14 protein-coding genes are annotated in these 13907 nt (G+C 42.3%); 6 read left to right on the top strand and 8 right to left on the bottom strand.

Translation table 11 applies throughout. The features are described from left to right. Positions 1–42: 42 nt before the first annotated feature. From ychF to V6259_RS13805, 7 genes are all read right to left on the bottom strand, one after another. Complete coding sequence (ychF, locus tag V6259_RS13835; RefSeq protein WP_133011694.1) at positions 43–1134, bottom strand: redox-regulated ATPase YchF; 1092 nt, start codon at positions 1132–1134, stop codon at positions 43–45. Positions 1135–1160: 26 nt separating this feature from the next. Further along, the gene (gene pth, locus V6259_RS13830; protein WP_133011693.1) at positions 1161–1745 is read right to left on the bottom strand and encodes an aminoacyl-tRNA hydrolase; all 585 of its coding nucleotides are present in this window, start codon (positions 1743–1745) and stop codon (positions 1161–1163) included. A 25-nt stretch (positions 1746–1770) separates the two neighbouring features. Further along, positions 1771–2343, bottom strand: a complete 573-nt coding sequence (locus tag V6259_RS13825) for a 50S ribosomal protein L25/general stress protein Ctc (protein WP_133011692.1) — start codon at positions 2341–2343, stop codon at positions 1771–1773. Between the two features lie 68 nt (positions 2344–2411). After that, on the bottom strand, positions 2412–3359 hold the full coding sequence (locus V6259_RS13820) for a ribose-phosphate diphosphokinase (protein ID WP_133011691.1): 948 nt from the start codon (positions 3357–3359) through the stop codon (positions 2412–2414). Between the two features lie 70 nt (positions 3360–3429). Further along, positions 3430–4284 carry a 4-(cytidine 5'-diphospho)-2-C-methyl-D-erythritol kinase gene (ispE, locus tag V6259_RS13815; protein WP_341585014.1) on the bottom strand — a complete coding sequence of 285 codons (855 nt, stop codon included), beginning with the start codon at positions 4282–4284 and terminating at the stop codon, positions 3430–3432. Between the two features lie 5 nt (positions 4285–4289). Next, positions 4290–4868 carry a lipoprotein insertase outer membrane protein LolB gene (gene lolB, locus V6259_RS13810; RefSeq protein ID WP_240537021.1) on the bottom strand — a complete coding sequence of 193 codons (579 nt, stop codon included), beginning with the start codon at positions 4866–4868 and terminating at the stop codon, positions 4290–4292. After that, complete coding sequence (locus V6259_RS13805; RefSeq protein ID WP_341585013.1) at positions 4868–6658, bottom strand: hypothetical protein; 1791 nt, start codon at positions 6656–6658, stop codon at positions 4868–4870. The genes lolB and V6259_RS13805 overlap by 1 nt, the downstream gene beginning before the upstream one ends. Positions 6659–6882: 224 nt before the next feature. Between V6259_RS13805 and hemA the strand changes: the two genes are divergently transcribed. From hemA to prmC, 3 genes are read left to right on the top strand one after another with little or no spacing between them, the layout of a single operon-like run. Next, on the top strand, positions 6883–8151 hold the full coding sequence (hemA, locus tag V6259_RS13800) for a glutamyl-tRNA reductase (protein WP_341585012.1): 1269 nt from the start codon (positions 6883–6885) through the stop codon (positions 8149–8151). 2 nt (positions 8152–8153) lie between these two features. Next, positions 8154–9242, top strand: coding sequence for a peptide chain release factor 1 (gene prfA / locus V6259_RS13795; protein WP_133011687.1), 1089 nt, complete (start codon positions 8154–8156; stop codon positions 9240–9242). Positions 9243–9284: 42 nt separating this feature from the next. Continuing rightward, complete coding sequence (prmC, locus tag V6259_RS13790; RefSeq protein ID WP_341585011.1) at positions 9285–10124, top strand: peptide chain release factor N(5)-glutamine methyltransferase; 840 nt, start codon at positions 9285–9287, stop codon at positions 10122–10124. A gap of 48 nt (positions 10125–10172) precedes the next feature. On the opposite strand, the gene yaaA is transcribed toward prmC, so the two are convergent. Beyond that, positions 10173–10955, bottom strand: coding sequence for a peroxide stress protein YaaA (yaaA, locus tag V6259_RS13785; RefSeq protein WP_341585010.1), 783 nt, complete (start codon positions 10953–10955; stop codon positions 10173–10175). Positions 10956–11046: 91 nt separating this feature from the next. On the opposite strand from yaaA, the gene V6259_RS13780 reads away from it, so the two are divergent. The 3 genes from V6259_RS13780 to V6259_RS13770 all read left to right on the top strand — a co-directional run bounded on the left by V6259_RS13780 (position 11047) and on the right by V6259_RS13770 (position 13836). After that, positions 11047–11232 (top strand): hypothetical protein, encoded by a 186-nt coding sequence (locus V6259_RS13780; RefSeq protein WP_133011684.1) that lies wholly within the window; start codon positions 11047–11049, stop codon positions 11230–11232. A gap of 49 nt (positions 11233–11281) precedes the next feature. After that, positions 11282–12187, top strand: a complete 906-nt coding sequence (locus V6259_RS13775; protein WP_341585009.1) for a hypothetical protein — start codon at positions 11282–11284, stop codon at positions 12185–12187. Between the two features lie 98 nt (positions 12188–12285). Further along, positions 12286–13836 (top strand): methyl-accepting chemotaxis protein, encoded by a 1551-nt coding sequence (locus V6259_RS13770; protein ID WP_341585008.1) that lies wholly within the window; start codon positions 12286–12288, stop codon positions 13834–13836. Positions 13837–13907 lie beyond the last annotated feature (71 nt).

The following is a 13907-nucleotide window of genomic DNA, read 5'->3' as shown; positions in this document are numbered from 1 at the left end:
TCGTTAATGGGTCAAGTCTTTTCTAGATTTTTTTCTAATAAATCAAACGTTAAAACGAAAATGCATCACATCGCCATCTTTCACGATGTACTCTTTTCCTTCTAAACGCCATTTACCAGCTTCTTTCGCGCCACTTTCACCTTTATATTGGATGAAATCATCATAAGCAACGACTTCTGCGCGGATAAAGCCTTTTTCAAAGTCTGTATGGATCACACCGGCTGCCTGTGGGCCAGTTGCGCCTTGTTTGACTGTCCATGCACGAACTTCTTTAACGCCTGCTGTGAAGTAGGTCTGAAGGCCTAAGAGCTCATAGCCTGCGCGAATGACTCGGTCGAGTCCTGGCTCTGTCATGCCCATTTCATCTAGAAACTCTTGCATCTCTTCTAGGTCCAGTTCAGAGATTTCTGCTTCTAGTTGATTGCAAATGGGAACTACCATGGCACCTTCTGCGGCGGCAATTTCACGGACTTGATCTAGATGTGGGTTGTTTTCAAATCCATCTTCAGCAACGTTAGCAATGTACATCGTTGGTTTGGTGGTTAAGAGGTGAAATGCCTTTACTTCTTTTTCTTGATCTTCGGACATTTCCATTGCGCGAACAGGTAAGCCGTTTTCTAGGTGATCTTTAATACTTTCTAGAAATGCTTTGTGGGCAATGGCGTCTTTGTTACCACTTTTTGCATTTTTTCCTGTGCGGAATATTTGCTTCTCTATAGATTCTAGATCTGCAAAGATTAATTCTAAATTAATGACTTCAATGTCTGCTTTAGGGTCTACTTTGTTTGATACATGGATGACGTTGTCATCTTCAAAGCATCGAACTACGTGAGCAATAGCGTCTGTTTCACGAATATTGGCAAGGAATTTATTGCCAAGACCTTCGCCTTTTGATGCGCCTTCTACAAGGCCAGCAATATCAACAAATTCCATTGTGGTGGCAAGTACGCGTTCAGGCTTCACTATTTCAGAGAGAGCGTCTAAACGAGGATCAGGCATGGCGACGACGCCGGCATTTGGCTCAATAGTACAAAAGGGGAAGTTTTCTGCACCTATGCCTGCTTTGGTTAGGGCGTTAAAAAGAGTTGATTTACCAACGTTAGGTAGCCCTACGATGCCGCAATTAAAACCCATAGTGATATTCCTGAATAATTAAGTGGTTATGCTTTGAAGCTATGTAAATGATTCATCACGGGATTGAGGTTGCCGAGTACAATATCATCCACATAGCGTAACGATTCATCGATCGTTTGCTGTATTTTGCTGTAGTCATCTGGTGAGGCTTTTTTAAGAACATAATTAGCCACTTGGCTGGCATGTCCGGGGTGGCCAATGCCTATTCGTAATCGCCCAAAATCTCGATTATTTGCCAGTTTTGCTATGATGTCTTTTAAGCCGTTGTGGCCGCCGTGGCCGCCACCTTTTTTAAGCTTAACTGTGCCAGGGGGGATATCAAGTTCATCATGAATGACAAGAACTTCTTCTGGAGGGATTTTATAAAACTGACAAACGGCTTGTACCGCTTTCCCGCTTAAATTCATATAGGTGGTGGGAATAAGTAAGTAGCATTCTTCACCAGCTATAGAAACTTTGCCAAATTGGCCTGAGAATTTTTTTTCAGTACGTAAAAGGCATTGGCTCTGACGAGCCAATGCCTCAATCCACTGTGCACCTGCATTGTGACGAGTATTCTCGTATTCGCTACCTGGATTACCCAGACCGACTAATAATTTGAAACCTGCCACAATACTACACCTTTAATGGTTTTTACTATTTCACTTTACCGATACGAGCGATAGGTTGGTCGTGATCTTCGCCTTTAAGTAAAGCGATTAACTCAACGCCTTCAGGGATAGTCGTATCAGATAGGTGGAAAATCTGACCGAATTGGCCGTTGATAGCATCAACAACTAGTTCAGTTGGAAGGTTTGCTGGTAGGCAACGAACTTCCGCTAGTTTAGCTTCAACAGTCAAGCGACCGCCAGCTTTAACGCCGTCGCTTTTAGCTGCGTTGATGAAAGTTAAAGGAACACGAGTCGTGATCGTTTGGTCTTCAGCAATACGTAGCATATCCATGTGCATTACGTTGCCTGTTGCTGGATGGCGTTGAAGTGCTTTAACAAGTACTTTTTCCGCTTTTCCGTCAACAGATACTTCTACAATGCTAGTTAGGAAACCAGGCGTTGTAACAGCTTTCAGTATTTCGTTGTCTTTAAACGTAATGGATTTTGGTTCTGCGCTGCCACCGTAGATTACGGCAGGCACTAGGCCTTCTTTACGAAGGCGGCGGCTCGCACCTTTACCTTCTAGAGTACGGGCAGCGGCATTAACAGATAATGTCATGGTATTATTCCTAATAAATAGTAAGTTGTGCCCAGAACTGCGACCCGTTCCGAGCGAATGTGTTTGGATTAGGCCCCAAACATGGCACTGATAGACTCTTCGTTGCATACGCGACGAACAGCCTCCGCCATAATGTCAGACATCGACAATTGGCGTATTTGAGGGCAATTAAGCGCCTCTTGTGTCAATGGGATGGTATCAGTCACGACCAACTCATCAAGCACGGAATTTTTTATATTTTCGATCGCTTTGCCAGATAATACAGGGTGAGTGCAGTAAGCTAATACTTTCGCAGCACCATGTTCTTTTAAGGCTTTGGCAGCGGCGCATAAAGTGCCACCGGTGTCACACATATCATCGATAAGTACGCAGGTTTTGCCAGCAACATCACCAATCAAATGCATGATTTGTGCTTCATTAGCGCGAGGTCGGCGTTTGTCAATGATGGCCAGATCTGCATCGTCTAACAATTTTGCAAAAGCGCGTGCGCGAACAACACCACCCACATCAGGCGAGACAACGGCGATATTCTCGTGGCCTTGGCGCTGTAGGTCATCTAGTAATAATGGCGTAGCATAAACGTTATCCACAGGGATATCGAAAAAGCCTTGAATCTGATCGGCATGTAGGTCGACCGTTAATACACGGTTAATGCCCACCGCAGAAATCATATCAGCAACCACTTTTGCGGTGATTGGAACGCGGGCAGATCGAACGCGTCGATCTTGTCGAGCATAACCAAAGTAAGGAATGACTGCCGTTACGCGAGAAGCGGATGCGCGACGCAGAGCGTCTGCCATCACAATCAATTCCATTAAATTATCATTACTAGGAGCGCAAGTGGACTGGATGATAAAAACGTCTTTACCTCGAACGTTTTCATTAATCTCAACCGCAATTTCACCGTCGCTAAATTTACCTACGGTTGCATTTCCGATGGGTAAGCCTAAGCGGCGAACTACCCTGCGAGCGAGCTCAGGGTTTGCATTACCGGTAAAAACCATTAACTTAGACACTGTTATACCCTTTGTATTTTGAAACGATGAACATAGAACAGCTGGGTAGATTAGCGAGTAACTTGGCTAACTATCCCTTATTTTTCTCAATCCATTGGTTTAGCGCAGTGTGAGTTGGAGAGATGTTGCAGCCTCGACAAACCCGAGCTTGCCATTTCTCAGGTGTAGACGCTTTTAATTGCTCAGCGTCTTTCTGGTCATCAAATGCCAAAAACAGACAAGCTCCCGTTCCGGTCAATTTGGCATCCCCATGATTTTTAAGCCATAAGTACGCTTCATTTACTTCAGAATTGTGCTTTATCACCACGTCTAAACAATCATTGTGCCCACCCAGCTCTAAGGCGTGCGATATTTTGATGGGAGGAGTGTCTCTTGTCAAATGTTTATCGGTAAATATTTGAACAGTGGATACGTGGCAATTGGGTTTTATGATTAAAAAATAAGGTGTCTCTAATTGAATGGGTTGGAGTCTTTCGCCAACACCCTCTGCAAAAGCAGATTCCCCCATAACAAAGACGGGGACGTCTGCACCTAATTGAAGACCTATTTCAGCGAGTTTCTCCAAGGGTAAATCACAATGCCATAGCGTATTAAGTGCCAATAAAGTGGTCGCGGCGTTAGAGCTACCGCCACCAATTCCTCCCCCCATAGGTAGTTGTTTTTCTAACACAATATCAACCCCAAAGCATAAGTTTTGGCGATAAGGCATTAGTAGTTTTGCCGCTTTAAAGATAAGGTTCTCTTCAAGGGGCAGCTCAGCTATTTCTGGTGATATGCTGATACGATCTTCTTCGTTTATCACGAACTCTAGCGTGTCGCAGAAATCGGTGAGTTGAAAAAGAGTTTGCAAATTATGATAGCCGTCATCACGTCGACCTGTAATATGCAAAAAAAGATTTAATTTCGCCGGAGAGGGGAGTTTCATGCGATTTACTGAATAGTCCATTGGGTAATAATTAGATTAACTCGATAAGGCGGGTGAGATATCTGCATTTTTTGTGGCAGAGATAAGCCTCGAATGTCTGAAAATCTTTCGTAAGAAATGCTCCAACCATCTTGAGTTATTTGACTCGGAAGGTCGCTTTTGAATTGTTTGGTGATTTTGTAGGGAGTATTTGGGTACGGCAACCCTCGTATCCAATAGGCGACTTGGCGTACAGGGAAACGCCAGCCTAGGCGTTGTTTCAGTAGCTGTTCAGCATCAGAACCTTCTATTTTTTTACCTTCATAGGCTAATACGACTCGGCCTTCCTTATTTTTGCTAAGCTCGGTGCTTCCTTGTCCGAATGGGCCGTATATTCTTAGGTCGAATGTATTTGGTGTGTGGCTCCAGCTAAAATTACCAGATACCGCGTCTTGTTCTGTTCTAATGCCAACACGACCTTGCGCAGCCCATTTTTGAATAGCATTAACGCTAGAGGGTGGAGGTGTTTGTATTTGCGGTTGGCTAGAGCAGGCCGCCAACAACATCGTAAATAGCGCTAAGAGGACGAAACGGAAGAGCATCATTAATTATCCTTAATTTCTGATTGGTTGTTCTCTAATAGAGAAGGATGTAACCGTTTAATTGTTTCTAATAATAAAGTATTGTTTGGATTGTTACTAAGCGCTTCTTTCCAAATATCAATGGCTTGCTGATTGGCTTTTTGTTGCCATAAAACTTCACCATAGTGAGCACCAATTTCAGCATCGTTTAATATATCCCAAGCTTTTTTGAGATAAAAGGACGCTCTTGATAGCTTATCCTGTAAGAAAAACCCCCAGCCTAAACTATCAACGATCGCCGGATCCTCTGGGTCTTGTTGGTAGGCTTTTTCTATGTAGCTCATTGCCTTCGTTGTATCGTGAGTGTGTGTTAGAAGCGTATAGCCTAGAGCATTCAAGTATTGAGTGTTTTGTGGACTTTTATGCAGCAGGAATTTCAGTTCGACAATCGTATTTTTCCAGTTTCCCATTGTGTCTTCAAGTAGTGCTTTACGATAGCGTAATGCATCTGATTGAGGGTAGATTTGTAGTGTTTTTCTTAATAGCTCTAATGATAGGTCGTTGTGTTTATTTTCTTCGTGCAAACGGCAAATGGCAGTGACAACTTCCGGAATGTGCTCTCTAGAGGTGCGTTGTAATACCATGTTGTTAATTTGTTTTTCTTGGTCTTCGTCATAGAGCCAAAGTGCTATTTGGTTAGTTGCGTGGGTGTTTAATATGCCAGTAACCTTGTTCATTTCTTTAATTGCTTGGCCTTTTTTACCAAGGTCGGATAAAGCATTGGCAATTAAATAATGGATTTGATCTTCAAAGCCATATTGTTTTTCTGGTAACTGATTCAATGTTGATAATGCTGCACCAGGGTATCCGTTGGAAAGTAGGGTGTTGCTAAAGTTGATACCAGCTTGAATGCGATCCACGTGGTTTAGTTTGGCTTCTTTATACGTTTTAGACGCTTTGTCCAATTGTTTTGATTGCACTAAAAATTCTAGCAAAGGGGTTAATAGTCGAGTGCTTTGTGGAAAACGGGTGCGGCCTTTTTCGATTGAAGAAATGGCTGTGTTTTTATTCCCGAGCTGGTCTTGGCTATAAGCTAGAATCAGAAAAAGCGGTTCTGTGTCGGTGGTGTTTTTATTTGCTAATAACTCGCTGCTTGTTTGTATCGCCGATTGATAGTTGCCTGAACTAAATTGGACGCGAGCATCGCTGGCTTTAATAAAGAGGTTTTTGTGGTCCTCATTAGGGAGCTGCTTTAAGGTAGCGGCTACTGTATTCATTAAGTCGTTGTTGCGGATGTTTTTATCGATAAAAAGAGGTAGGAACTTAATAGATATCCCTTTTTTGAGCGCTGTTACGATAACCGCTGATGCATCATTAGGGCGATTTGATTGCATTAGCATTTGCAGTTTTAGAGCGTAGGCTTGTTCGTCGTTTGGAGAAATGGAAATCAGCAGATCTGTACTTTTCTCAATGTTGGTATTATTTTGGCTGGCAACCGCAATGTGAACGAGTCTTTCTGCTAGCGCTTTATCTTTGGTTTTTTGAGTGATTTTATAAAATGGCAAAAAAGCTTGGCTGGGGCCTTCTCTTTGCAGTGTAAATTCGGCTTCAAGTAGTTCTTTGATTTGGTCATCTGGGTACGTGGTGGCAAGAGTACTTGTATTATCCTGCTCTTTTGGCGTATCACTGGATTGATGCACTGAGCTGCAACCAAATAAAGTAAAGGAGCTCGCAATAAGAATGAATGTAGCGACTAGCCTTACTTTAGACAATTTAGTGCGTGCACAGATAAAGGTGTGCAAATAAGGAGGCATGTGTGTTCTCGATGCTAAATTCATATAACCCTTATGGTATCGTTAACCGGTAGGTTGTGTCAGCCACAACTATAAACTAATCCTATTACTTTTATTGATCCTATGGGGTGCGAAAATAAGCTAATTTCTCGTATAATGTGTCCTCTTTATGTAAAGAGCCGTGCTGGAATGCTTATTCCTTTTCTCCTTGTGCTGTGATCCCGATCCTTGAAAAGAGTTTCTTAATGCCGCTAATTACCGTGGGTGTCAACCATAAAACAGCCCCTGTAGGGATTCGTGAACGAGTCGCCTTTGCTCCTGAAAAAATGGTGGAGGCTTTGTCTTCTCTGGTTTCTAATCAAAAAGCCAATGAAGCGGTCATCGTATCTACATGTAATCGTACAGAGCTATATTGTTCCGTTGATAATGTAGAAGATGCGAATGAGATTATTCGCTGGCTTGGTAATTACCATGGGCTGGACTTTGATGATCTCAAGCAATATTGCTACACACATTTAAACGATGACAGCGTGCGCCATATCATGCGGGTTGCTTCTGGTTTGGATTCTTTGATCTTAGGGGAGCCTCAAATTTTAGGGCAGGTTAAATCAGCCTATGCGGTTTCTCAAGAAGGGACTTGTATTGGCCCTGACTTACAATCTCTTTTTCAACGAACGTTTTCTATTGCTAAGCGCGTACGAACCGATACCGCGATTGGTGAAAACCCAGTATCGATCGCTTTTGCCGCGGTGAGTTTAGCGCAACGCATTTTCGCAGATATTAAAAAAAATACGGCATTATTGATAGGTGCAGGACAAACGATAGAGTTAGTCGCTAGACATCTTAAAGAGCAGGGTGTTAAGCGAATTATTATTGCTAATAGAACGTTAGCTCGTGCTGAAACATTGGCTAATGATCTGAATGCTGAAGCGATTATGTTAGGTGACATAGGCGATTATCTTGCTGAAGCGGACATCGTTATTTCATCGACGGCGAGCCAATTACCGATTATCGGCAAGGGAATGGTGGAGCGTGCTTCATCCAAACGCCGCCATAAACCAATGTTGCTTATTGATATTGCTGTGCCTAGGGATATTGAGCCAGAAGTAGAAGAGGTGAAAGATATTTACCTCTATACGGTCGACGACTTGCATTCTGTGATTGAAGAAAATGTCAGAGCAAGGCAAGATGCAGCCAAAGCGGCTGAGTTGATCATTGAAGAAGGGGTCGATTCTTACCGACGAATTGTGGAATCGCGTAAAGTATCGGATTTGATTGTTGACTATCGACATACTGCTGAAGATATCAAAAATATTGAACTGGTCAAGGCGCTGAAAAGTTTAGAGTCTGGCCACTCGCCAGAGCAAGTGATTAACAAGCTTGCTCATGGTCTTATGAATAAATTGATCCATGCTCCGACTCGCTACCTACGAGATGCCGGAGCCGATGCAGATCAAGACGCATTAACCATTGCCGCAAATGTTTTGGGCATTTATGAAGATAAAGATAATTAAAAATGAAAGATTCAATAAAATTAAAATTAGAAAGCTTGTCTGATCGTTACGATGAACTTGCTGTGCAGTTAAGTGAAGCTGAAGTTATTATGGATCAGGATTTATTTCGTTCTTACTCAAAAGAGTATGCGGAATTAGAGCCGGTTGTAAAATGCTTTAATGAGTATCAGCAAGTCGCAGATAACATTGAAGAGGCTGAGCTGATGATGACAGATTCCGACCCTGATATTAAAGAGATGGGTGTGGAAGAAATGAAAGCTGGTCAGCAACAGCAAGAAGCATTGCAGTTGGTTCTACAAAAACTGTTATTGCCTAAAGATCCTAACGATTCGCGCAACGTTTTCTTGGAAGTTCGTGCTGGAACGGGTGGCGATGAAGCGTCGATTTTCTCTGGTGATTTATTTCGCATGTATTCACGCTATGCGGAAACGCAACGTTGGAAAGTTGAAATTGTCAGTGCGAACGAAGGCGACCATGGCGGCTATAAAGAAGTCATTGCAAGAATCGTTGGTGACGGCGCTTATTCAAAGCTTAAATTCGAATCGGGCGTACACCGAGTGCAGCGTGTGCCTGCGACAGAATCACAAGGCCGTATTCATACTTCAGCTTGTACCGTAGCGGTTATGCCTGAAATGGACGAAGTTGCTGATATCATCATTAATAAAGGTGATTTACGTGTTGATACTTTCCGTGCTTCTGGTGCGGGTGGTCAGCACGTTAACAAAACAGATTCTGCCATTCGTTTGACCCATATTCCGACCGGTGTGGTTGTTGAGTGTCAGGAAGAGCGTTCACAGCATAAAAACCGTGCTAAAGCGATGTCGTTGTTGGCGTCTCGTTTGTTGGCGGCAGAGCAAGAAAAAGCGGCAAGCGAGCAATCCGAAGAGCGTAAGTCTCTTGTCGGCAGTGGCGATCGCTCTGAACGAATTCGTACTTATAATTACCCACAAGGCCGTGTTACCGATCATCGTATCAATTTGACACTGTACAAGTTGGATGAAATTGTGGCTGGGGAATTGAATGTTTTGGTCAATCCTCTTGTTAATGAATTCCAAGCGGAGCAATTAGCTGCGTTGAGTTCAGACAGTTAATCGGCTTGTTATATTGGTCGACAGATAGGGTTTATATCGCACATGCGAATTGATGAATTACTAAAAGGCGCTTACGAGCGCCTTACTTTTGTTTCTGATACCGCACAACTGGATGCTCAGCTTTTGCTTGCGCATGTTTTGGGTGTGACGACCGCTTATTTCTACACCTGGCCTGATAAAATAGTGGCAGATGAGCACCTTGCTGAATTTGAAAGGTTAATTTGTCGGCGAGAGCAGGGCGAGCCGATTGCTTATATTATTAAGCATCAGGCTTTCTGGACACTGGATCTGGAAGTGGCCAGTTCTACCTTGATTCCGCGAGCAGATACTGAGCGTTTGGTGGAAGTTGCATTAGATTTGATTGATGTGAGTCGAGCTAACCAAATTTTAGATTTAGGTACTGGGAGTGGAGCAATTGCGCTTGCGTTAGCATCAGAAAGCCCAAGCTCGACGGTCATCGGAGTCGATTTGATTGACGATGCCGTGGCGTTGGCTAAGCGTAATGCGGTTATCAACCAATTAGATGTAGAATTTATACAGAGCAGTTGGTTTGATCAATTAGATAGTGCAAAAACATTTGATCTCATTGTGTCTAATCCGCCTTATATTGATCCAGACGACATGCATTTGTCTCAAGGTGATGTGCGCTTTGAGCCTAAAAGTGCATTAGTTTCAGAGCAACATGGTCTCGCTGATATTTTACATATCATTAACACCGCGCCAATGTATTTATCAAAAGATGCTTTTTTAGTCTTCGAACATGGCTATGATCAAGGGGAAGCTGTGCGTCAGGCTTTTCTTGAAAAAAATTACACCAAGGTGGAAACCTATCAAGACCTAGGTGGAAATGATCGAATTACTCAAGGTTGTCGTCCAATATAATCGGTCTTGATCTACATGGAGTTAAATGACTCCATGTAGATCAAGGTTTTATTTTTGCGGCTGAGCGCTTTCTGGGCGAATAAAAATAGGTGTGTTTTCAGAGGAGCGCTCTGCATCGTAACGATAGCCCGCAAGATCAAATTGTTTTAATTCTTCTAGTGTTTCACAGCGGTTTTCAATCAGGTAACGAGTCATTAATCCTCGTGCTTTTTTCGCATAAAAGCTAATTACCTTAAACTGGCCATTTTTTTCATCTAGAAAATTAGGGCTAATTAGTGTGGTTTTGAGCTGTTTTACATTGACGGCTTTAAAATATTCATTAGAGGCAAGGTTGACTAGTAGCTCATTGTCGTTTAATTCGCTGTTTAGCGAATCAATTATAATGTTGCCCCAAAATTGATACAGGTTTGATCCTTTAGGGTTTTCAAGTCTTGTGCCCATTTCTAAGCGATAGGCTTGCATGAGATCTAATGGCTTTAATACGCCATACAAACCGCTAAGGATTCTAAGGTGTTGTTGGGCATAGGCAATGTCGTTGTCTTTTAGTGAATAGGCATCAAGTCCGGTATAAACATCTCCCATAAATGTGTATATAGCTGGGCGGCTATTGTGGGTTGTATGGTTTTTCTCCCAGGCTTGATAGCGTTCGACATTGAGTGTCGATAGCTTGTCACTTAGTTTCATCAGAGACGCAACCTGTGCTGGAGTGTATGGCTTGATCGTATTGATAAGCTGCTGCGATTGCTCTAAAAATTGAGGTTGGCTGAATTCAGTGACACTCGGAGAGGATGTCATGTCTAGCGTTTTTGCTGGCGATATTAAAAACTTCATAGGGATTCCATTGGCTCTATTATTGCGTTTGTTAAAGATTATCCATAGAGTGTCGATAGATATCTAGAGGGCGAACCAATAGAGAAAGGTTATGAATGATAATCTGATATTATTTCCGAAAATAGAAAGAGTAGAAAGTACTAATTCAAAAAAATCCGCGTCAAGCCTTGAGCTTAAGGAATTGCGTGATGCTTTTGATCGAGCTCGCGAAAGCTGGCCTATCGAAATTGCTGAATTGCCAGAAGCAAATAAGATATACTCTCATAGTAAAAAATAATCATTTCAGCTTTCTATTTGAAAGTTCATATCTCAAGGATGTAAGTTACATGTTTGCTTTCCTCATTCGCCACTCCCTATTGTTTATGTTTTTGGCGGCTATTCTAGGTTTTTTGCTCCCTTCTTTGTCGCTCACTATCTTTCCATTTCTTTCCTATGTTTTGTTCTCCCTTATGACGTTAACATTGCTTGGTATTAAGCAAAATGCGTTAATCCTTAGGTTAAGAGATAAAAAAATTTGGGGATATGCGTTATTACACGCGGTATTTTACATGCTTTTTATCGGTGCTATTGGTTGGCTTTTTTCTGCTAATGCGTCACTTCAGTTGGCGATGGTTTCTGTTGCTGCGACAGGGTCATTGTTTGCAACGCCTGCTATTGTTAGGGCGCTTGGCTTTGACAGCGTCGAGGCGATGGCAATGACGATAGCTACTACGCTTTTTCTACCGGTCGTTATTTTTATAACGTTACTTTTTTATCAAGGCGATAGCGTTCACCTTGATCTTGTTGCGTATTTTTTACGATTAGTCATATTTGTTTTCGGGCCGATGGCTTTTTCTTTTGTCGTGCATACTTTTGCTCCCCGAGAAGCGCTCGATCGTATGTTGCTGAAAATTTCGCCTTATACTATTTTGCTCGTATTTGTTTTTCCTTTCGGACTAATTGGAAGTTTTAGGGTTCTTTATAATACAGATCCAATGGCCGCTCTTAATTATCTTCTTATAGCGACTGGCTTATGTGTGCTTTTCTTCTTTGTCTCGCTTGCTATGTATTGGCGTAGCGGAAAAGAAATGGCGCTTATTGCCGCCATTACTTCAGGTAATCGAAATGTTCTACTAACTTACAGTATCGCAGGTGCTTTATTGGGGCCTGCATTCCTTCCTCTTGCGGGAGCGTTGCAGCTGCCAACCTCTCTTCTTCCGATAATGACTCGTTGGTTAAATAAGAGGTTGTAGTTGTTTTTTTAATATTAATAACGTCTTTCAGAAACTAGAAAACTAGTGATAAGAAATATCTTATCAAATAATAGCCATGTCTTAGGGAAAGGCGTTCTATGCGTAAAAATCTTCACACCACTGATAATGAAAGAACTTTTGATGCAAAGGAAAAGCTTATTTCTACAACAGATTTAAGTGGTCGAATCTTGCATTGTAATAAAGCATTTGTGGCAATTAGTGGCTTTGATTATGAAGAATTGATTGGTAGCCCACATAATATGATTCGCCATCCGGATATGCCGAAAGAAGCATTTTCTATTATGTGGGAGCATCTCAAGCAAGGTAAACCTTGGATGGGCTTGGTTAAAAATCGTTGTAAAAACGGTGATTTTTATTGGGTTGATGCTTATATGACTCCGGTGACAGAGAATGGCAAAGTCATTGGGTATGAGTCCGTTCGTACGGTTCCAGCTCGATCTGATGTTAAAAGAGCAGATAAACTTTATACGCGCATTAATGCGGGTAAAAAAATTACGTCAAGTGGTGCTTTTTCTAAGCTAATACTCTTGCTATTACTGAGCATGGTATTTGGCGCTACTGCTTGGAAAATGGGCGGTATGGCTTATGGTTTAGGCGCTTTATTGGCTTTTAGTCTATTGGGTAATGCCTTGTCGTTATTCAGTAAAAATCAGCAAGAACGCTCTCTGAAAGAAAAGTTAGCAACAGCTTTCATGCATCCTTTAGCGGCGATGAGCTATTCAGATAGTGGATTAGCGACAGGAATATTGGAAGTAGGAATAAAAAGCCAGCAGGCTCGATTAGAAACGGTATTGACCAGAATAGAAGATGAATCATCCAAGGTGTCGGAAAAGTCTACTATTGGTTTGTCTTTGACGGTTGAGTCAACGGAGAAAATGACTCGACAGCAGACTGAAACACAAGATGTTGCAGCGGCTATGCATCAAATGACAATGACGATCAACGATGTGTCATCACATGTACAAAATACCGCTGATAGTGCTAAATCCTCTTTAGTTTCTGCGCAAGAAGGCCGTGTATTTATTGAGCAGACGAGACATTCTATAGAAGAATTGAGCGTTACGGTAAATGAGATTAGTGAGACCGTAGTTGATTTGTCGAATCAATCAGAGAAAATTGCTCAAGTTGCACAGATGATTGACCAAATTGCTGAGCAGACAAACTTGCTGGCCCTAAACGCAGCCATTGAAGCTGCCCGCGCAGGAGAGCATGGTCGCGGTTTTGCTGTTGTTGCCGATGAAGTTAGGCAGCTTGCTCAGCGAACTCAGGGTTCTACAAAAGAAATTCATCAAATAATTGAAACCTTACGTAGCGGTGCTCAGCGCTCGGTAGACACGGCTAATCAAGGCAAGCTAGATGCTGAGACGGGTGTTAAGCAAATGCTAGAAGCGGAGTCTACATTGCAGTCGATAGTTTCTGGTGTTGATACTATTGCTGATATGGCAACGCAAATGGCGGCAGCGGTTGAAGAGCAAGCTCATGTGTCTGAAGATATTAATTCGCAAATAGTCCGAATTTCGGATCTGGCGACGGACAGTTTATCTAAAGCTAATATGTCCAGTGATAGCATTCGTGAATTACAAGCAGTGTCATTAGAGTTGCATGAACTTGTCGTGCGTTTCAGATAAATTGCTTAAGCAGGCTATTTAGAAAAAAGACCGTTACTAATTAATTAGTAACGGTCTTTTTTTGAGTCTCA

The organism is Marinomonas sp. TI.3.20, from assembly GCF_038155025.1.
Lineage (GTDB): Bacteria > Pseudomonadota > Gammaproteobacteria > Pseudomonadales > Marinomonadaceae > Marinomonas > Marinomonas flavescens.
This window is presented reverse-complemented; position numbering and strand designations above follow the sequence as displayed.